The sequence below is a fragment of the Allobosea sp. GW821-FHT12C12 genome (assembly GCF_058807355.1).
On the sequence record NZ_JBXAQP010000004.1, the window covers coordinates 92,436 to 112,568 of the forward strand.

The window sequence follows — 20,133 nt, forward strand, 5'->3', positions numbered from 1 at the left end:
GATCAGCGGGAGAGGCCAAGGATGAAGGCCAGCCGAACATCGATCTCTGACATTTGTTCTGATGTTAGCGGGCCGATGACCGGACCGCACTTGTCTCGCGGAACGGCGATGATGTTGCCGATCATGACGGTGCTCGGATGTCTCAGGCCGTTTCGGCTATCCGGTTCAACTTGAATACGCAACGCCATGAAAGGCCCCGTGCCGCTCAAGGGGCAAACCAACACTTTCAGCGTTCCCGGAACCCCGTCATTCTGAACGATTACGGCCGGGCGCGGCTTTCCAGATTCGCCCGGTACCGCGATGGTAACGAGGTCCGCGTTTCATTCATCGTCAAAAGGCCAGGCGCCGACGGCCTCTACAAACTTCATGACCTCGACCTCTTCAGGGTCGTTGTTGATCATCTCGATCTCGCGCTTCAATTGGGCCTGAAATGCAGGGTTCTTTGGATCGAAGGCCCAGATCCGCACCTCCTTCAGCCCGGCCGCCTTCTTGGCCGCCCGGTAGCGAGCCTGCTTGCTCAGCCCATCCTTGATAGCCGGGCGCGGCATGGCGATCTCCTCTATCTCGAAAGGCGACGCGCGACCTTTCGCGGGTCAAATTGACGCCGCCCTCACATGTCCGACCTGGATGCCGTTCCAGTTGCTCAGCATGCTCTCCCGCAATGGCGCGAAGGCCGCGCCTTGCGCGTCGTCCAGCGGCAGGAAGCGCGCGATCAGCGCCGCCATCACGACCTCGGCGGCGCGGCCCGCGCCATCGTCGCATTTCAGCGCGATGCCGTAGCCGAGTTCCGGCAGGGAGCCGCAATAGACGCCCTCCGCCCCGGTCTTGACGAAGGCGCGCGCGCCCAGCAGGTCCATGGCGCGGGTGTCGAAGCGGCCGGCGCCCGCCACCATGAAGGGATGGGCCGCGACCGCCTTGCGGATTCGGGCTGCCGCCTTGGCGCGCTCCGGCCCGAAACCATGGCCCGTGCCGAAGCGGGCGAAGCCGAGCGCCAGCGCCTGCAAGGGCACCGCATAGGTCGGGATCGAACAGCCATCGATTCCGGAGCGCTCCGGCAGATGCGCCGCGCCTGTCGTCTCTTCCAAAGCGCCGCGCACCGCCTGCTGCACGGCATGGCCGGCCTTGACGTAGCCGGCCGGGTCCTCGTCGAGCCCACAGGCGAGACAGACGAAACCGGCATGCTTGCCCGAGCAGTTGTTGTCGAGCGCGCTCGGCTCGGCCCCTGCCCTGGCCATGGCGCGCGCGGCCGACTCGTTCATCGGCCAGTGCGCGCCGCATTCGAGACAGCCTGCGTCGCGCCCGGCCTTCTTCAGCATCGACAGCGACGCCTCGGCATGGGCCGGCTCGCCGGAATGCGAGGCGACGGCGAGCGCGATCTCCGGTTCGCTCAGGCCGAAGCGGTCGGCCGCGCCGCTCTCGAACAACGGCAGGGCTTGCAGCGCCTTGACCGCCGAACGCGGAAACACCGGCCGCGCGACGTCGCCGAGCGAAAGCACGACGCCGCCATCCGCATCGACCACGATCGCCGCGCCGCGATGACGGGATTCGACGACTTCGCCGCGCAGAACCTCGGCAAGAACGGGATTGTCCATCGTCACCTCCAGGGCTTGAAACCGCGGTCGGCGGGCTGGCCGCCTTGTGGCGTTTGGCGCTCGACCTGTCAAAAGCGATGGCGCAAAATGGCTGCGCCTGCAAAGGGAGGGCCGGTTCGCCCGCTTCCATCCGCCCGATCCGAAAGAACCGATGCAACCAGAATCAGCCACGTCGCCGGACTACGAGACCGAGTACGACAACCGCGCCCGTGTGCCGGAGCATCCGGCCCTCATCGCCGGCTGGGCCTCCGACGCCGCCGCCTACCGCGCGGAAGCCGTCAGCGAACTCGGCGTCGGCTATGGCGCAAGCGAACGCCAGCGCTACGACCTCTTCAAGCCGCAGACAGCCAAGGGCGAGGCGATCGTCCTCTTCATCCACGGCGGCTACTGGCAGGCGCTCGACCGCAGCTTCTTCTCGCATATGGCGCGCGGACTGAACCGGCGCGGCGTGCCCGTCGCCGTCGCGGGCTACGATCTCTGCCCGCAGGTCGAGCTCGGCCACATCGTCTGGGAACTGCAGCAGGCGGCGGCGGCGCTCTGGCATCGCTACAAGCTGCCTGTCGTCGCGGCCGGGCATTCGGCCGGCGGCCATCTCGCAGCCTGCCTGCTTGCGACCGACTGGAAGAACGTCGATCCGGAGCTTCCCGACCAGCTCGTGCCCGCCGCCTATGGCGTCTCGGGGCTCTACAACCTCAAGCCGCTGACCGAGACGAGCGTCAATGCGGCGCTGCGCCTCTCCTTCGCGGCGGCGGAGCTGGAAAGCCCGCTGTTCTGGCCCGCGCCCTCGCGCCTGATCATGGACGCCGTGGTCGGCGGCGCCGAGAGCGACGAATATCTCAAGCAGAGCCGCAGGCTCGCCGATGTCTGGGGGCTGGAGGGCGTGCAGACGCGCTATGAGGAGATCGCCGGCGCCAACCATTTCACGGTGATCGCCGGGCTCGCCGACCCCGAGAGCGCGATGACCGCGCGGCTGGCGGCGCTCGCCGGCGCTTGATCTTCAGGCTGGAGGCTCTATCCAGAACGCTTGCGGATTCCGGAGCGCGCGATGCAGACCTTCTTCGTCGAGATCAAATGCAAGCTCGGCAGGACCTATGAGGTCGCCAGCGAACTCGCCGACCGCGAGATCGCGTCGGAAATCTATTCGACCGCCGGCAATTACGACATCCTTGCCAAGTTCCATGTCGGGACGGATGTCGATATCGGGCATTTCGTGGCGCAGAAGGTGCAGTCGATCCCCGAGATCGCCGACACCCACACGATCATCACCTTCAAGGCGTTCTGAGCCCGCCGCCTCATCGGCTTGACGCGTTCTGGTCCGCATGAACGGCCTGCCGCTTCGGACCAAGCATTATTGCCTCCACCGCGCTTGACGCAGCACGCTTTTCCGCGCGACCTCGTAACCTCGGGAATGGCGGCGCGAAGGAAGCGTGGGGATGGCCAAGAGCAGCTTGTCGACAGATCTGCGCTCGGGCGCGCTGGTCTACCACCGCGTTCCGCGCCCCGGCAAAATCGAGATCCAGGCGACCAAGCCGCTCGGCAACCAGCGCGACCTCGCGCTCGCCTATTCGCCGGGCGTCGCCGCCGCCTGCGAGGCGATCGTCGACGATCCCTCGGAGGCCGCCGAGCTCACCTCGCGCCAGAACCTCGTCGCCGTCATCACCAACGGCACCGCCGTGCTGGGACTGGGCGACATCGGCCCGCTCGCCTCCAAGCCGGTGATGGAGGGCAAGGCGGTCCTGTTCAAGAAATTCGCCGGGATCGACTGCTTCGACATCGAAATCGAGCAGAAGAACATCGAGAAATTCGTCGAGGTCGTCGCGGCGCTGGAGCCGACCTTCGGCGGCATCAACCTCGAGGACATCAAGGGTCCTGAATGCTTCGAGATCGAGGAGCAGCTCAAGGCCCGGATGAAGATCCCGGTCTTCCATGACGACCAGCACGGGACGGCGATCATCGTCTCGGCCGCGATCCTGAACGGACTCGACCTTGCTGGCAAGCATATCGGCGACGTCAAGATCGTTGTCTCGGGCGCCGGCGCCGCCGCGCTCGCCTGCCTCAACCTGCTGGTCGAACTCGGCGCGAAGCGCAGGAACATCTGGGTCACCGACCTCGAAGGCGTCGTCCACAAGGGCCGCAACACCCTGATGGACCGCTGGAAGGAGATCTATGCGCAGGAGACCGACGCCAGGACGCTCGCCGAGGTGATCGGCGGCGCGGACGTCTTTCTCGGCCTGTCGGCCGCCGGCGTGCTCAAGCCCGAGATGGCCAGGGGCATGGCGGAGAAGCCGCTGATCCTGGCGCTCGCCAACCCCAATCCCGAGATCACGCCGGAGGATGCGCTGGCCGTGCGTCCCGACGCGATGATCTGCACCGGGCGCTCGGACTATCCGAACCAGGTCAACAACGTCCTGTGCTTCCCCTACATCTTCCGCGGCGCGCTCGACGTCCAGGCGACCACGATCAACGAGGCGATGAAGCTCGCGGCCGTCCGCGCCATCGCCGCGCTGGCGCGGGAGGCCACCTCCGACATCGCGGCGCGCGCCTATGGCGGCGAGGCCTCGACCTTCGGGGCGAGCTCGCTGATCCCCAACCCGTTCGATCCGCGCCTGATCCTGCGCATCGCGCCGGCCGTCGCCGAGGCCGCGATGGCGACCGGCGTGGCGCGCAAGCCCCTGCCCGACATCGAGGCCTATCGCGAGGATCTGTCGCGCTTCATCTTCCGCTCCGGCTTCATCATGAAGCCGCTCTTCGCCAAGGCGAAGGCCGACCCCAAGCGCGTGATCTATGCCGAGGGCGAGGACGAGCGCGTGCTGCGCGCCGCCCAGGTCGCGCTGGAGGAAGGGCTCGCCATTCCGATCCTGATCGGCCGGCCGAGCGTGATCGAGACCCGCGTCAAGCGCTTCGGCCTGTCGATCCGGCCGGGCAAGGATTTCGAGCTGGTCAACCCCGAGGACGATCCGCGCTATCGCGACTATGTCCAGACCTATCTCGACATCGCCGGACGGCGCGGCGTCACGCCCGACGCCGCGCGTTCGCTGGTGCGCACCAACACCACCGTCATCGCGGCGCTCGCCGTCGCGCGCGGCGAGGCCGATGCGATGATCGCGGGTCTCGAAGGCCGCTATCTCTCGCGGCTCAGGCACATCAAGGACATCATCGGCCTGCAGCCCGGCGTCTGCGACATCTCGGCGATGACGCTGATCGTCACCAACAAGGGCGCGTTCTTCCTCGCCGACACCCACGTCAAATCCGAGCCGACCGCCGAGGAGATCGCGGACATGACTGTGCTGGCGGCGAGCCATGTCCAGCGCTTCGGCATCGAGCCCAAGATCGCGCTGCTCTCGCATTCGGATTTCGGCGCGGCCGATACGCCGTCCTCGCTGAAGATGCGCCGGGCGCTCGGTCTGATCCGCGAGCGCGCGCCGGAACTCGAATGCGACGGCGAGATGGAGGCCGACACCGCTCTGGTCGCGATGATCCGCGAGCGCGTGCTGCCCTCCTCGCGCCTCAAGGGCGTCGCCAACGTGCTCGTCTTCCCCAATCTCGACGCCGCCAACATCGCCTACCAGTTCGCCAAGGTGCTGGCCGACGCGCTACCCGTCGGACCGATCCTGATCGGCGCGGCCAAACCCGCCCATATCCTGACCGGCTCGGTGACGGCGCGCGGCGTCGTCAACATGACGGCGGTCGCGGTGGTGGAGGCGCAGGAGCGGGCTGCGGTGGCGTCCTGACATCCAGGCATGTCCGGCCGGGCCGCCTCGCCACCGGCGAAACCGCGCCTTTGATCTGAGAGGCATGACGTCGATTTCGGCTTGGCAGCCTCTCGCTACCTTGCCCATACTCCCCTGCAGGAGCGGGCTCGTCCCGCATCGTCAGGGAGGCTCGCCATGTCCCGCGTGACCCGCCGCGCCATCGCCGTGCTCCCCGTCGCCATGCTCTGCTTCAGCGCCACAGGCGCGATGGCGCAGGTCGTCTTCCATCGCGGCAATGACGGCGACCCCGAGACGCTCGACCCGCACAAGACATCGACGGTGACCGAGGCGCATCTGATGCGCGACCTGTTCGAGGGTCTGGTGATCCACTCGATGAAAGGCGAGGTGATCCCGGGCGCGGCCGAGAGCTGGACGACGAGCGCGGACGGCAGGATCTACACATTTACCCTGCGCGCCAACGCCAAATGGTCGAATGGCGACCCGGTCAGGGCCTCCGACTTCGTGTTCTCGCTGCGCCGGATGGTGAACCCCGAGACCGGCGCCAAATACGCCAACATCCTCTATCCGATCCTCAATGCCGAGACGATCAACAAGGCGGGCGCGACCGCCAGGGTCGAAGACCTGGGCGTCAAGGCGCTCGACGAGCGCACACTCGAGATCAGGCTGGAACGGCCGACGCCGTATTTCCTCGAGCTGCTGACGCACCAGACCGGCCTGCCGGTGCATCCGCCCTCGGTCGCCAAGGCCGGCAAGGATTTCGTCAAGCCTGAGAACTGGGTCTCGAACGGGGCCTATGTGCTGAAGGAGAGCGTGCCGAACTCGCATATCAGACTCGACCGGAACACGGCCTTCCATGACGCCGGCAACGTCAAGATCGACACGGTGATCTACTACCCGGCCTCCGATCTCGCCGCGGCGGCGCGCCGGTTCCAGGCCGGCGAACTGCACATGACGACCGACATCCCCGCCGACCAGATCAAGCAGTTGCGCGCGAAGCTCGGCGACCAGGTCAAGGTCGCGCCCTATCTCGGCACCTATTTCCTGATCATAAACTCGGCGAAGAAGCCCTTCGACGATGTTCGCGTGCGGCGCGCGCTCTCGCTGGTGATCGACCGCGAGTTCATCGCCGACGAGATCTGGGCGGGGACGATGCTGCCGGCCTATGGCGTGATCCCGCCCAATATCGGCAATTACGGCGAGCGGGCCGAGGCCGATTTCAAGCTCGCCTCCCCGCTCGACCGCGAGGAGGAGGCGAAGAAATTGCTGGCGGCGGCCGGCTTCGGGCCGGGCGCACCGCTCAAGCTCCAGTTGCGCTACAACACCACCGACAACAACCGCCGCACCGTCATCGCCATCGCGGAGCAGTGGAAGGCGATCGGGGTCGAGACCTCCTTCATCAACACCGACGGCAAGACGCATTTCGCCTTCCTGCGCGACGGCGGCGATTTCGACATCGCCCGTTACGGCTGGATCGGCGACTATTCCGACCCGCAGAACTTTCTCTTTCTGTTCCTGAGCGACAACACCGGCTTCAATTCGGGCAAGTACAGTAACCCGCAATTCGACGCGCTGATGAAGGCGGCCGCCGACGAGACCGATCTCGCCAGGCGCGCCGCGATCCTGCGCGAGGCCGACAGCATCATCGCCGCGGAGGTGCCTTGGATCCCGGTGCTCTACTACTCGTCGAAGAATCTGGTCTCGCCGAAGCTCGTCGGTTTCGAGCAGAACCTGCGCGGTGCGCTGCCGACGCGGTTCATGAGCCTGAAGCCTTGATCGCAGAGCACGTCATGGTCGGGCGTGACCCGACCATCTCGGGCAAGACGATGCAGCCTCTTTCGGCGCGAGATGCTCGGGACAAGCCCGAGCATGACGTCCATGGCAAGGCGCGCACCTGATGCTCCCCTTCATCCTGCGCCGCCTCGCCGCCGCGCTGCCGACGCTGTTCGTCGTCGTCAGCCTGTCCTTCGTGCTGATGCGGCTGGCGCCGGGCGGGCCGTTCGATCTCGAACAGCCGCTGGAAGCGAGCGTGATGGCTAATCTGCGCCGGATCTACCGGCTCGACCAGCCGCTGCACGTCCAGTACCTGACCTATCTCGGTGCTTTGCTGCGCAGCGATTTCGGTCCGTCCTTCTATTTCCGCGACTTCTCGATCGGCGAGCTTTTCGCGCAGGGGCTGCCGGTCTCGGCGAAGCTCGGAGCCTCGGCTCTGGGTCTTGCGCTCGCGATCGGCGGGCCGCTCGGCGCGCTTGCCGCCTTCCGCCAGAACGGCGCGGCCGACCACGCCGTGATGGGCGTCACGACGGCTGGCATCACCATCCCGAATTTCGTCGTCGCGCCGGTCCTGCAGATCGTCTTCGGGCTGACGCTGGCCTGGCTGCCGGTCGGCGGCTGGGATGGCGGGGCCGCGCGCAACATGGTGCTGCCTGTGCTGACGCTGGCCTTGCCGCAAATCGCCGTGATCGCGCGGATGACCCGGGCGGCGATGATCGAGACCCTGCGCGCCAACCATATCCGCACCTTGCGGTCGCAAGGGCTGTCGGCAACGACCATCGCGCTGCATGCGGCGCGCGGCGCGGCGCTGCCCGTCGTCTCCTATCTCGGCCCGGCGGCGGCGGCGCTGCTGACCGGCTCGGTCGTGGTCGAGACGGTCTTCGCCATTCCAGGCATGGGCCGCTATTTCGTCGAGGGCGCGCTGAACCGGGACTACACGCTGGTCATGGGCACGGTCGTCGTCGTCGCGGTCTTCGTGCTCGTCTTCAACCTCGTCGTCGACCTGCTCTACGCCCTGCTCGATCCGCGCGTCAGGCTGGAGTGAGCGATGGGCGACGCCGCTCTCACGACAATGGGCCCCGGCCGCTCGCTCTGGCGGGATGCGGCCTTTCGCCTGCGCCGCGACCGCGCCGCCATGGCGAGCCTCGTCCTGCTCGGGCTGATCGCGCTCGCCTGCCTGATCGGCCCGTATCTGACCGGCCATCCTTACGACCGCGTCTATCCCGACCATGTCCGCGCGCCTGCGAGCCTCGAGGCCTATCCGAAGGCCGACGCCATCCCTGCCGCGGTGCAGCGCATCGCGGCGCGGATGCGCGTGGCGGCAACCGATATCGTCGTCAGCGGCGATCGCGTGACCCTGACCCTCTCGGCCTCGCGCCCCGTCGACACCCGGCTGCTGGTCTATTTCGAACGCTCCGACTCATTCGGGCCCGCCAGGCTCGCCGCAACAGGAACGGATGGCCGCGAGATCCAGGTCGAGGTTCCGCTCAAGCGCCTGCGCTTCCTGTTCGGCGCCGACGGCAACGGCCGCGACCTGCTTACCCGCACGCTGGTCGCCGGCCGCGTCTCGCTTGCCATCGGGCTGCTGGCGACCGGCGTCGCGCTCGTCATCGGCGTCGCCTGGGGCGCGACGGCCGGCTATCTCGGCGGGCGGATCGACATGCTGATGATGCGCATCGTCGACGTGCTCTACGCCCTGCCCTTCATCTTCTTCGTGATCCTGCTGGTGGTGTTCCTCGGCCGGAATTTCATCCTGATGTTCCTCGCCGTCGGCGCGATCGAATGGCTCGACATGGCCCGCATCGTCCGGGGCCAGACGCTCTCGATCAAGCGGCAGGACTATGTGCTGGCGGCGCAGGCGCTCGGCGTCTCCTCGGGCGGCATCATACGTCGCCACGTCATTCCCAACACGCTCGGGCCGGTGATCGTCTATGTCACGCTGCTGGTGCCGAAAGTGATCCTGCTGGAGAGCTTCCTGTCCTTCCTGGGGTTGGGCGTGCAGGAGCCGATGACGAGCTGGGGCGTGCTGATCGCGGACGGCGCGCGCGCCATCGAGGGCGCGTGGTGGACGCTGGCCTTCCCGGCCGCCTTCCTGGTGGCGACGCTCTTCGCCCTCAGCTTCCTCGGCGACGGCCTGCGCGACGCGCTCGATCCGAAGGATCGCTGAGTGACGCCCCCTCCTCCAATCCTGTCCATACGCGACCTAAAGGTCCGCTTCCGCGCCAATGACGGCATGGTCGAAGCCGTGCGCGGCGTCGACCTCGATATCCAACCCGGCGCGTTCGTTGCGATCGTCGGCGAATCCGGCTCCGGCAAGAGCCAGACCGCGATGGCCGCGATGGGCCTGCTCGCCTCCAACGGCGAGGCGACGGGCTCGGTCTCCTATCGCGGCGCCGAACTGCTCGGCCTGCCGCCCCGCAAGCTCGACGCCTATCGCGGCAAGACGCTCGCGATGATCTTCCAGGAGCCGATGACGTCGCTCGATCCGCTGTTCCGGATCGGCGGCCAGATCGCCGCGCCGCTGCGCCGCCATCGGAAGCTGTCGCGCAAGGCCGCGCGCGAAAAAGCGCTCGAGCTGCTGCGGATGGTTCGGATGCCGCATCCGGAGCTAAAGCTCGACGCCTATCCGCACGAGCTGTCCGGCGGCCAGCGCCAGCGCGTCATGATCGCGATGGCGCTCGCCAACGACCCCGACATCCTGATCGCCGACGAGCCGACGACCGCGCTCGACGTGACGATCGAGGCCGAGATCCTGGCGCTGATCGCGGAGTTGCGGCAGCGGCTCCACATGGCGGTGATCCTGATCAGCCATGATCTCGGACTGGTGCGCCGCTATGCCGACCATGTCCATGTGATGAAGGACGGCAGGATCGTCGAGAGCGGGCCGACGCGGGCGCTGTTCGAGGCTGCGGCGCATCCCTACACCCGCGCGCTGCTGGCGGCGGAGCCGCATGGGAGCAAGGCCGCGCCACCGGCCGGCGTTCCCGTGCTGCTTGAAGCGCAAGACCTGCGCGTCAGCTACGACCTGTCGCGCGGCCTGTTCAGGCGCGACAGGACCGTCCTCCATGCCGTCGACGGCGTCTGCCTGACGCTGCGGCGCGGCCAGACCATCGGCATCGTCGGCGAATCCGGCTCCGGCAAGTCGTCGCTCGGCCGGGCGGTGCTGCGGCTCCTGCCGTCATCTGGCAGCATCCGCTTCGAGGACCGCGCTTTGCAGCCGCTCGACCGCGCGGCGATGCGGCCCCTGCGCAAGAGTCTGCAGGCGGTCTTCCAGGACCCCTATGGCTCGCTCTCGCCGCGCATGACGGTGGGCGAGATCGTCGGCGAGGGGCTGCTGGTGCATGCGCCGCAGCTCAACCGCGCCGCGCGCGACCGGCGCGCTTGCGAGGCGCTCTCGGAAGTCTCCCTCGATCCCGCCTTGCGCGACCGCTATCCGCACGAATTCTCCGGCGGACAGCGCCAGCGCATCGCGATCGCGCGGGCCATGATCCTGCATCCGGCGCTGGTGGTGCTCGACGAGCCGACCTCGGCGCTCGACCGCACCGTGCAGGCCAGCATCGTCGCCCTGCTCAAGGCGCTGCAGACCAGGCACGAGCTGTCCTATCTCTTCATCAGCCACGACCTCGCCGTGGTCCGCGCCATGGCCGACTGGATCATGGTGATGAAGGACGGCCGCGTGGTCGAGGAAGGGCCTGCGGACGCGATCTTCGCCGCGCCGCAGGCCGACTATACCCGCAAGCTGCTGGCGGCTGCGCTGAAGTGCTGACGCTGCCGGCCGGCTTCGACCGGCAGCGCCCGGATCTCAGTTCTCGACATAGGTGATCCTGCCGTCCGCGCCCTTCTTCCAGGTGTAGACGGTGTAGTCCGGGTTCGTCCTGTCGCCCTTCTTGTCGTAGGCGATCTCGCCGATCACTGTCTTGAACACCATACCGGAATGGATCGCGGCGGCGATCCGCTTCGGGTCGAGCGATTTCGCCTGCTCGGCCGCCTGCTTGATGATCTCGACCGAGGCGTAGGCGTAGAGCGTATAGGCTTCGGGGTTGAAGCCCTTGGCGGCGAAACGCTTGACCACCTCGGCAGCGCTCGGACGGGCCCGCGGGTCGGGCGGAAACGTCATCAGCGTTCCTTCCGTGCCCGGTCCCCCGATCACGGCGAACTCGTCGGAGGTGATGCCGTCGGCGCCCATCGCCACGGTGCTGACGCCCTGGTCGCGCATCTGGCGGATAATCAGGCCGAGTTCGGTATGCAGGCCGCCCCAGTAGATCAGGTCGATTTTGGCCGCCTTGATCTTGGAGACGAGCGCCGAGAAATCCTTCTCGCCGGCGTTGACGCCTTCATAGAGCACCTCCTTCACCCCGGCAGCGTTGAGGCTCTTGCGCGTCTCGTCGGCGAGCCCCTGGCCATAGGTCGTCTTGTCGTGGAGGACGGCGATGGTCTTGCCCTTGAAGTTGCGGGCGATGTAGGCGGCCGCGACCACGCCCTGCTGGTCATCGCGTCCGCAGGTGCGGAAGGTGTTCCACAAGCCCCGTTCGGTGAAGCGCGGATTGGTCGAGGCCGGGGTGATCTGCAGCACGCCGTTCTCGGCATACACCTCCGAGGCAGGGATCGAGACGCCGGAGTTGAAGTGGCCGACGACGAGCTTGACGCCGTCGCCGACGAATTTGTTGGCGACGGAGACGCCCTGCTTGGGATCGGAGACGTCATCGCCGATCACGACGGTGAGTTTCTGCCCGAGAATGCCGCCGGCGGCGTTGATGTCCGCGGCCGCTTGCTCGGCGCCGTTCTTGAGCTGAGCGCCGAAGGCGGCGTTGGCCCCGGTGATCGGGCCGGCGACGCCGAGCTTGACCTGGGCCTGAGCGCTTACCAGCGAGACCAGCAGCGCGCCGGCCGCGAGCGCGGCCCTGACTTGGTTCCTGATCATTCACGTTCCTCCACGGTTGATCCGTGGCGAAGACTAAGCATCTTGATTTAACCTGTAAATTAGATATAGATGGTTACATGGAAACGAATCGCACAGGTGGCCCGAGCCGGGCCGGATCGCTGCCGCTGGTTGCAAGCGAGCTCGCCCTCGACTTCACCAACACCTCTTCGGGGCGCGGCGCGCCGACCCATCTCGAGCATCTTCGCGAGGCCGACGACGTCCTGATCTGGGCGCGTCACGCCAAGGCGATAAGCGACAGTGATCGCGATGCGGCGCTCGCGCTCGTTGCGCGGAACGCCCCGCTCGGCGCGCAGCTGCTGCGCGAGGCGCTCAGCCTGCGCGAGACGATCTACCGGATCGGCCTGACGCTGGCGCGACGGCAGACACCGCAGGAGGAGGACCGCAGCGCGCTTGCCGGCATCCACGCGCGTTGTCTGGCGAAAGCGAAATTGTCGCCTTCAGGCGACGGTTTCGTTTGGCGCTGGGATCCGGGCGAGGCGCTGGTGGAGGCGGTGCTCGGGCCGATCGCGCTATCGGCCCTGACGGTGCTGACGCAGCAGAACCTCGCCCGCATCAAGCAATGCGAGGGCGACCACTGCGGCTGGCTGTTCTTCGACACCACCAAAAACCGCCGCCGCCGCTGGTGCGAGATGGAGGTCTGCGGCAACAGGGCGAAGGTGCGCGCCTTCCGGCAACGACGCTTCGAGGCGACGAAGGCTGGTTGAGCGAATTTCGCGGGCAGGGCCGGCGGATTGATTTCGGTCGGACAAGACGGCATGCGGCGAGATCACTCGGCGGCCGCGAACAGCTTCTCCTTAGAGACGCGCCTGACGTCCGCGCCGGCCGCCGTCTTCCCGGTCAGGTTCCGGCTCCAGGCGACGACATCCATGTCGAAGGCTTTCGCATAGCGCGACGCGCTGGCCGAGCTTGCCCAGGCCGACGAGGCCGAGCCACTGGCTGCGGCTCTGCGTGTCCGGCATGTTTCCCCGCGCCAAGCTAGGGGCGCCGCGCAGGCTTGGCCAGTGCGACGGAGGAAGGCCTGCGCGTCATCGCACCGGCGGCAGTTCGGGGCCGGAAGGGGCCGCCGTGCGGGCACAGTTCATCACCGTCGCCAGCAGCTGGTAGTAGCCCATCAGCGCGGCCAGTTCGACCACGCCCTGCTCGCCGAAACGGCCGGTCAGCGCGGCATAGCTCGCATCGGAGAGTCTTTTGCTCCGGTCGATCTCGGCGACGCATGACCAGATCAGCGCCTCGTCCTCCGTCATGTCCGGCGGCTGCCGGTCTTCCCCAAGCGCCGCGATGACATGGGCCGGCAGGCCGGCCTCGGCGGCGATCCCGGCATGGATCGCGTATTCGACCGGCTGGTCGTAGCGCCGCGCCGTGAACAGGATCGCGATCTCGGCGAGCCTGACGCCGAAACACAGCTCCCTGCGCATGAAATCGCCGACCGGCGCGAGCCGCAGCATCAGGTCCGGGCTGCGGTGCAGCGGCACGAAGGGGCCGAAGACCGGCTGGTCGCGGATGGTCTTGAAGACCTCGGCCGCGTCGCGCTGCGCCTGCGTCTGGTCCGCGTCTGTCAGCGGGGGCATGCGGTCCGGTCCGGCGGTCATGGGCGAATCCTCTCCTCGTGGGCGACAGTGTTGCGCGAAACGCCGATCCGCAAGCCGGTGACGGGGCTCGTCTCGCCCGCGCGGCTCGGCTAGGAGAGATTCATCGAAAGCCCGCACGCGAGTCAGCCCATGAGCCGCATCGTCTACGTCAACGGCGCCTATCTTCCCGAGGAAGAGGCGACGATCTCGATCTTCGATCGCGGCTTCATCTTCGGCGACGGCATCTACGAGGTCTCGGCCGTGCTCGGCGGAAAGCTCGTCGATTGCGAGGCGCATCTGTCGCGGCTCGAGCGTTCCTGCGGCGAGATCGGCCTGTCCCTGCCGTGGCCGAAGGCGGACCTGGTCGCGATCCATGAGGAACTGATCGCGCGCAATGCGATGAAGGAGGGCGGCATCTATCTGCAGGTCTCGCGCGGCGCGGCCGACCGCGACTTCGCCTTTCCCAAGGATGTGAAGCCGACGCTGGTGATGTTCACGCAGGAGCGCAACCTCAGCGACGCGCCGGCGGCCAAGACCGGCATCAAGGTCGTCACCTGCCCCGACATCCGCTGGGCCCGGCGCGACATCAAGAGCGTCAACCTGCTCGCGCCGGTGCTCGCCAAGCAACTCGCGGCTGAGCGCGGCGCGCAGGAGGCCTGGATGCTGGAAGGCGACCTGGTCACGGAAGGCGCGTCCTCGACGGCATGGATCGTCAAGGACAAGACGCTGATCTCGCGCCCGCTCTCCGAGAAGGTTTTGCCGGGCATCACGCGCAAGGCGCTTCTGGCCTTCCTGGCCGAGACCGGCTTCATCTTCGAGGAGCGCGAATTCACGCTGACCGAGGCGCTCGACGCCGAGGAGGCCTTCATCACCTCGGCCAACAGCTTCGTCATGCCGGTGGTCCAGATCGACGGCCACACCGTCCACAACGGCGCGCCGGGGCCGGCGGCGATCCGGCTGCGCGAGATCTATCTCGACTTCGCGCGGAAGGGCGGAGTGCTGGGGTGAGCGGATTGCCGAATGCCGGCCTGCTCAACGAAAATCATGACTGTTGAACATGCCGCGGATCAGCTTCGACCGATTGCGGCCCGCTCCCCCATAACATAGGTCGCGACGACATTGCGCTCGTCGCCGAGCGTGACCAGCACGAACAGCTCCTCGGCCAGCGTCCGGGCCGTCTCCAGCCGGTGCGCCATGGCGCACTGGGCCGCCGGATCGAGCACCACGACGTCCGCCTCGCGGCCGGGCTCGAACGAGCCGATCAGATGGTCGAGCCCGAGCGCCCTGGCATTGCCCAGCGTGATCGCGTGCAGGGCGGTCAGGGCCGAGAGCGACTGGCCCTGCAACTGCAGCACCTTGTAGGCCTCCGACATCGTGCGCAGCATCGAATAGGAGGTGCCGCCGCCGATATCGGTCGCGACCGCGACAGGCACGCCCTCGGCACGCGCACGCGCCCAGTCGAATAGTCCTGACCCCAGGAACAGGTTCGAGGTCGGGCAGAACACCGCCACCGTGCCGGTCTCGGCGAAGCGGCGCCATTCGCGGTCGGTCATGTGGATGCAGTGGCCGAGCAGGCTTTTGGGCCCGAGCAGGCCGTAATGCCGGTAGATGCCGGCATAGTCGCCGGGCTCCGGGTAAAGTTCGTTGGCGAGCGCGATCTCCGCCTTGTTCTCGTTGATATGGGTCTGGACGTGACAGTCCGGATGCTCGGCGGCGAGTCGGCCCGCCGCCTGCAACTGCTCCGGCGTCGAGGTCACGACGAAGCGCGGGCTGATGACGTAGAGCTGCCGGCCCTTGCCGTGCCAGCGCGAGATAAGCGCCTTTGAATCCGCGTAGCCGCTTTCGGCCGTATCGGTCAGGGCTTCGGGCGCATTGCGGTCCATCATCACCTTGCCGGCGAGCATGCGGGTGTTGCGGCGCTCGGACTCCGCGAACAGCGCCTCGACCGACTGCGGATGGACCGAGCAGTAGATCGCCGCGGTGGTCGTGCCGTTCGCCAGAAGCTCGTCGAGCAGGAAGAGCGCCAGCTTCTCGGCATGGCCTTGCCGGGACAGCTTCTGCTCCTCGACGAAGGTGTAGGTGTTGAGCCAGTCCATCAGCTGCGCGCCATAGGAGGCGACAACTTGAGTCTGCGGCATGTGCAGATGCGCGTCGATGAAGCCCGGCATGATCAGATGCGGCCGGTGGTCGACGATCTCGGCGTCCGCCGGCAGCGTCCCGAGCAGATCGGCGGCCTCGCCGGCCGTCTTGACCAGCCCGTTCTCGATCACGAGAAGGCCGTCCACGACGTAGCGATGGGCCGCCTCGCCCCGCGTTTGCGGATCGGCGACGAACCAGAGCAGGCGGCCGCGCAGAATCCTGATCGACTTCGTATGGCTCATCGCATCGGAATCCCGGCCCAGATCCGCGTCATCTCTGCATCAAATCAGTGCTTCCGGCCAAGGCTGGAACATGCCTAATCTGCGAGCATGATTTGGCTTGTCCGAGTTTCGCAGGGTCGCGCCACCCTGTCCCCTTCCCCCAGCTTGCGGTGGGGAAGGGCTGGGGATGGGGGGGCGGGCAGGACATGGCTCGACGCCCACACGAATCGGCGACGGCCTGGACTCTCCCCCCCACCCCGCCCCTCCCCACCGCGGGCGGGGGGAGGGAGAAGACGCCATGCGTGAGAGCCTGCGCTTCTATCTCGGGGACCGGCTGGTCGAGATCGCCTCCTGCGATCCGACGCTGACCGTGCTCGACTGGCTGCGCCTCGACCGGCGCATGACCGGCAGCAAGGAAGGCTGCGCCGAAGGCGATTGCGGGGCCTGCACCGTGGTCGTCGGCCGGCTCGACGGCGGCAGGCTGCGCCACGAGGCGATCAACGCCTGCATCCGTTTCCTGCCGACGCTGGACGGATGCCATCTGCTCACGGTCGAACATCTGAGAGGTGCGGACGGCGCGCTCCATCCCGTCCAACAGGCGCTGGTCGATCATCACGGCTCGCAATGCGGCTTCTGCACGCCGGGTTTCGTGATGTCGCTCTTCGCGCTCTGGCTGAACGAGGAGGCGCCTGATGTGGCGCGCATCGAGGACGCCCTGGCGGGCAATCTGTGCCGCTGCACCGGCTACCAGCCGATCATCGCGGCGGCGCGGGCGATGTATCGGTTCGGCGACCGGGCGAAGGATCGTCCTGCGCAGGGCCGCGCCGAGATCGCCGCGAAGCTCGTTACGCTGACGGATGGCGAGACGCTCGCCCTTGGCGGCGACGGCCGGCGCTTCCTCGCACCGGCGACCACGGAGGCGCTGGCGGATCTCGTCATCGCCCATCCCGAGGCCACGCTCGTAGCCGGTGCGACCGATGTGGGCTTGTGGGTCACCAAGGGCATGCGCCGGCTTAACCCCGTAATCTCTCTCGGCAGGATCGAGGCCTTGCGCGCCATCGACGAGAAGGACGACCATTTGCGCATCGGCGCGATGGCGAACCATGTCGATGTCCGCCGCGCGCTGGCGGAGATATCGCCGCAACTCGACGAGCTGATGCGGCGCTTCGGCGGCGAGCAGGTCCGCAACGCCGGCACGATCGGCGGCAACATCGCCAACGGCTCGCCGATCGGCGACCTTCCGCCCGCGCTGATCGCGCTCGGCGCGCGGCTGGTGCTGCGCAGGGGGGCCGAACCCCGCGAGATCGCGCTGGAGGACTTCTTCCTCGACTACGGCAGGCAGGACCGGCGGCCCGGCGAATTCGTCGAGGCGGTGCTGGCGCCGAAGCTGGAAGCCGAAGCCCTTTTCCACGTCTCGAAAATCAGCAAGCGCTTCGACGAGGATATCTCCGCGCTGTGCGGCGCCTTCCTGATCCGGCGCGACCCGGGCGGCATCGTCACCGAGGCGCGGCTGGCCTATGGCGGCATGGCCGGCATCCCGAAGCGGGCCAAGGCGGCGGAGGCGGCCCTGCTCGGCCAGCCATGGAGCGGGAACGCGGTCGCCGCCGCCATCGCCGCGCTGCCGCGGGACTTCACTCCCCTCTCCGACATGCGCGCCTCGGCCGGCTACCGGCTCACCGTCGCCGGCAACCTGCTGCGGCGTTTCCTGATCGAGACGACGCAAGCGACCCCGACGCGCGTCGCCGGCCTGCTGGCGGAGGCCGCCCATGGCTGACGCGCGCAAGCGGCTCGATCTCGCGCCTCCCCAGCCGCTGGTCGGCTCGGCGATCCGGCACGATTCGGCGCAGAAGCACGTTGCGGGCGAGGCGCTCTATATCGACGACCTCGCCGAGCCGGCCGGCCTCGTCCATGCCTGTCTCGGCCTCAGCACCATCGCGCATGGCCGGCTGCTCGCGCTCGATCTGGATCCGGTGCGCGCCGCGCCCGGCGTCCTCGCGGTGCTGACCGCCGCCGACATTCCCGGCGTCAACGACATCTCCTCGACGCACAGGCACGACGAGCCGGTCTTCGCGGTCGATGCCGTCCTGCATCACGGCCAGCCGCTCTTCGCGGTGGTGGCACAGACGCGCGACCAGGCCCGACGCGCGGCGCTGCTCGCCAAGACGAGTTGCAAAGAAGCCGCGCCCATTCTCGATGTCGCCTCCGCCCGCGCCGCCGGCGGCGACCTCGTCACCGAGCCGCTGAAGCTCGAACGCGGCGATGTCGCCGCCGCCATGGCCGCCAGTCCGCGCCGGCTGAAGGGTTCGATGGCGATCGGCGGGCAGGACCATTTCTATCTGGAGAGCCAGATCGCGCTCGCCATCCCCGGCGAGGACGACGACATGCAGGTCTTCTCCTCGACCCAGCATCCGACCGAGGTCCAGCACATGGTCGCCGCCGTCCTCGGCGTCGGCTCGCATGCGGTGACGGTCGAGATCCGGCGCATGGGCGGCGGCTTCGGCGGCAAGGAGACGCAGTCGAACCTGTTCGCCTGCGTGGCGGCGCTCTGCGCCCGCAAGGTAGGGCGCCCGGTGAAGCTGCGGCCCGACCGCGACGACGACATGGCCGTCACCGGCAAGCGCCACGACTTCGTCTGCGACTACGAGATCGGCTTCGCCGATGACGGACGCATCCTCGCGGTCGATACGATCTTCGGCGCTCGCTGCGGATGGAACGCCGACCTGTCCGGGCCGGTGACCGACCGCGCCCTGTTCCATGCAGACAACTGCTACTTCTATCCGGCGGTTCGCGCCCGTTCGGAACCCTTGCGCACCAACACCGTCTCCAACACCGCCTTTCGCGGCTTCGGCGGGCCGCAAGGCATGGTCGGGGCCGAGCGCTTCATCGAGGAGGTCGCCTTCGCCACCGGGCTCGACCCGCTGGAGGTGCGCCGCCGCAATCTGTATGGCGGCGAGGATCGCGTTCTCACGCCCTATCACCAGCCGGTCGAGGACATGATCGCCGGCGAGGTCATGGCCGAGCTGGAGCGCTCCTGCGACTACCGCGCCCGGCAGCAGGCGATCGCCGCCTTCAACACGACGAGCCCCGTGATCAGGCGCGGCATCGCGCTCACGCCGGTCAAATTCGGCATCTCCTTCACCGCGACCTGGTACAATCAGGCCGGCGCGCTGGTGCATGTCTACACCGACGGCACCGTGATGCTGAACCATGGCGGCACGGAGATGGGCCAGGGGCTCTACGTCAAGGTGGCGCAGGTGGCGGCGCAGGCCTTCGGCATCGGGCTCGACCAGGTCAAGATCACCGCGACCACGACCGGCAAGGTGCCGAACACCTCCGCCACCGCCGCCTCCTCCGGCTCGGACCTCAACGGCATGGCCGCGCTCGACGCCTGCGAGACGATCAAGGCGCGGCTGGTGGAGTTCGCCGCCCGGCACTGGCAGGAAAAACCCGACGCGATCCTGTTCAAGCCCGGCCATGTCGCGGTCGGGGCGCGCGAGATCGCCTTCGCCGAACTCGTCGGGCTCGCCTACATGGCCCGCGTCCAGCTCTCGGCGACGGGCTTCTACGCGACGCCGAAGATCCATTGGGACCGCAAGACCGGGCGCGGCCACCCGTTCTACTACTTCGCCTATGGCGCGGCGGCGGCCGAGGTCGCGATCGACACGCTGACAGGCGAATACAAGGTCGAGCGCGTCGACATCCTGCATGATTGCGGCGCCTCGCTGAACCCGGCGATCGACAGAGGGCAGATCGAGGGCGGCTTCGTCCAGGGCATGGGCTGGCTCACCACGGAGGAGCTGGTCTGGGACGAAAAGGGCGTGCTGAAGACGCATGCGCCCTCGACCTACAAGATCCCGGTCGCTTCCGACCGCCCGCGCATCTTCAACGTCGATCTGCTCGACAACGCGCCCAATCGCGAGCCGACGATCGGCCGCTCGAAAGCGGTCGGCGAGCCGCCGCTGATGCTGGCGATCTCGGTGCTGCACGCGCTGTCGGATGCCGTGGCGAGCGTGGGCGGGCACAAGATCTGCCCGAGGCTCGACGCGCCCGCCACGCCGGAGCGGGTGCTGGCGGCGGTTGAGCGGATGCGGGCGGAGGTCTCGGCCAACCCATGAACGTCGCAAGCAGGACGACGAGCCGCGACCTGTCCCCTTCCCCCCGCTTGCGGCGGGGAAGGGTCAGGGATGG

The 20,133-nt window shown here is 67.7% G+C and carries 18 protein-coding genes; 12 read left to right on the forward strand and 6 right to left on the reverse strand.

Annotated features, from left to right (window positions below; genetic code table 11):
• Positions 1–2 precede the first annotated feature (2 nt).
• The 3 genes from AC1RRW_RS07165 to AC1RRW_RS07175 are packed head-to-tail and all read right to left on the reverse strand — an operon-like array spanning position 3 to position 1,592.
• Entirely contained in the window at positions 3–302 is a 300-nt protein-coding gene (locus AC1RRW_RS07165) for a type II toxin-antitoxin system PemK/MazF family toxin (protein WP_492900221.1), read from the reverse strand.
• Between the two features lie 18 nt (positions 303–320).
• On the reverse strand, positions 321–548 hold the full coding sequence (locus AC1RRW_RS07170) for an antitoxin MazE-like protein (RefSeq protein WP_492899948.1): 228 nt from the start codon (positions 546–548) through the stop codon (positions 321–323).
• Between the two features lie 45 nt (positions 549–593).
• Entirely contained in the window at positions 594–1,592 is a 999-nt protein-coding gene (locus AC1RRW_RS07175; protein ID WP_492899950.1) for an asparaginase, read from the reverse strand.
• A gap of 151 nt (positions 1,593–1,743) precedes the next feature.
• Here AC1RRW_RS07175 and AC1RRW_RS07180 point away from each other — a divergent pair, with 151 nt between their 5' ends.
• From AC1RRW_RS07180 to AC1RRW_RS07215, 8 genes are all read left to right on the forward strand, one after another.
• A complete protein-coding gene (locus tag AC1RRW_RS07180) occupies positions 1,744–2,586 on the forward strand; it encodes an alpha/beta hydrolase (protein ID WP_492899951.1) in 843 nt (280 codons plus the stop codon).
• A 51-nt stretch (positions 2,587–2,637) separates the two neighbouring features.
• Positions 2,638–2,874: an Lrp/AsnC ligand binding domain-containing protein gene (locus AC1RRW_RS07185; protein ID WP_492899952.1), complete on the forward strand. Its 237-nt coding sequence runs from the start codon at positions 2,638–2,640 to the stop codon at positions 2,872–2,874.
• Positions 2,875–3,025: 151 nt separating this feature from the next.
• Entirely contained in the window at positions 3,026–5,323 is a 2,298-nt protein-coding gene (locus AC1RRW_RS07190) for an NADP-dependent malic enzyme (RefSeq protein ID WP_492899954.1), read from the forward strand.
• A gap of 156 nt (positions 5,324–5,479) precedes the next feature.
• Entirely contained in the window at positions 5,480–7,078 is a 1,599-nt protein-coding gene (locus AC1RRW_RS07195) for a peptide ABC transporter substrate-binding protein (protein ID WP_492899955.1), read from the forward strand.
• Positions 7,075–7,200, forward strand: a complete 126-nt coding sequence (locus AC1RRW_RS07200; protein ID WP_492899956.1) for a hypothetical protein — start codon at positions 7,075–7,077, stop codon at positions 7,198–7,200. Before AC1RRW_RS07195 ends, AC1RRW_RS07200 begins: the two co-directional genes overlap by 4 nt.
• The gene (locus tag AC1RRW_RS07205; protein ID WP_492899957.1) at positions 7,200–8,120 is read left to right on the forward strand and encodes an ABC transporter permease subunit; all 921 of its coding nucleotides are present in this window, start codon (positions 7,200–7,202) and stop codon (positions 8,118–8,120) included. Before AC1RRW_RS07200 ends, AC1RRW_RS07205 begins: the two co-directional genes overlap by 1 nt.
• Before the next feature lie 3 nt (positions 8,121–8,123).
• Complete coding sequence (locus AC1RRW_RS07210; RefSeq protein WP_492899958.1) at positions 8,124–9,242, forward strand: ABC transporter permease; 1,119 nt, start codon at positions 8,124–8,126, stop codon at positions 9,240–9,242.
• Complete coding sequence (locus AC1RRW_RS07215) at positions 9,243–10,841, forward strand: ABC transporter ATP-binding protein (RefSeq protein ID WP_492899959.1); 1,599 nt, start codon at positions 9,243–9,245, stop codon at positions 10,839–10,841. It abuts the gene before it with no gap.
• A 36-nt stretch (positions 10,842–10,877) separates the two neighbouring features.
• Here AC1RRW_RS07215 and AC1RRW_RS07220 read toward each other — a convergent pair whose 3' ends face one another.
• Positions 10,878–11,993 carry a branched-chain amino acid ABC transporter substrate-binding protein gene (locus AC1RRW_RS07220; RefSeq protein WP_492900222.1) on the reverse strand — a complete coding sequence of 372 codons (1,116 nt, stop codon included), beginning with the start codon at positions 11,991–11,993 and terminating at the stop codon, positions 10,878–10,880.
• 26 nt (positions 11,994–12,019) lie between these two features.
• Between AC1RRW_RS07220 and AC1RRW_RS07225 the strand changes: the two genes are divergently transcribed.
• Complete coding sequence (locus tag AC1RRW_RS07225; RefSeq protein ID WP_492899960.1) at positions 12,020–12,721, forward strand: CGNR zinc finger domain-containing protein; 702 nt, start codon at positions 12,020–12,022, stop codon at positions 12,719–12,721.
• Between the two features lie 321 nt (positions 12,722–13,042).
• Here AC1RRW_RS07225 and AC1RRW_RS07230 read toward each other — a convergent pair whose 3' ends face one another.
• On the reverse strand, positions 13,043–13,606 hold the full coding sequence (locus AC1RRW_RS07230; protein WP_492899961.1) for a carboxymuconolactone decarboxylase family protein: 564 nt from the start codon (positions 13,604–13,606) through the stop codon (positions 13,043–13,045).
• 129 nt (positions 13,607–13,735) lie between these two features.
• On the opposite strand from AC1RRW_RS07230, the gene AC1RRW_RS07235 reads away from it, so the two are divergent.
• Positions 13,736–14,593 carry a D-amino-acid transaminase gene (locus AC1RRW_RS07235; RefSeq protein WP_492899962.1) on the forward strand — a complete coding sequence of 286 codons (858 nt, stop codon included), beginning with the start codon at positions 13,736–13,738 and terminating at the stop codon, positions 14,591–14,593.
• 59 nt (positions 14,594–14,652) lie between these two features.
• Here AC1RRW_RS07235 and guaD read toward each other — a convergent pair whose 3' ends face one another.
• Positions 14,653–15,966 carry a guanine deaminase gene (guaD, locus tag AC1RRW_RS07240; protein WP_492899963.1) on the reverse strand — a complete coding sequence of 438 codons (1,314 nt, stop codon included), beginning with the start codon at positions 15,964–15,966 and terminating at the stop codon, positions 14,653–14,655.
• 277 nt (positions 15,967–16,243) lie between these two features.
• Between guaD and xdhA the strand changes: the two genes are divergently transcribed.
• A complete protein-coding gene (gene xdhA, locus AC1RRW_RS07245) occupies positions 16,244–17,719 on the forward strand; it encodes a xanthine dehydrogenase small subunit (RefSeq protein ID WP_492899964.1) in 1,476 nt (491 codons plus the stop codon).
• Positions 17,712–20,060: a xanthine dehydrogenase molybdopterin binding subunit gene (xdhB, locus tag AC1RRW_RS07250; RefSeq protein WP_492899965.1), complete on the forward strand. Its 2,349-nt coding sequence runs from the start codon at positions 17,712–17,714 to the stop codon at positions 20,058–20,060. Before xdhA ends, xdhB begins: the two co-directional genes overlap by 8 nt.
• Positions 20,061–20,133 lie beyond the last annotated feature (73 nt).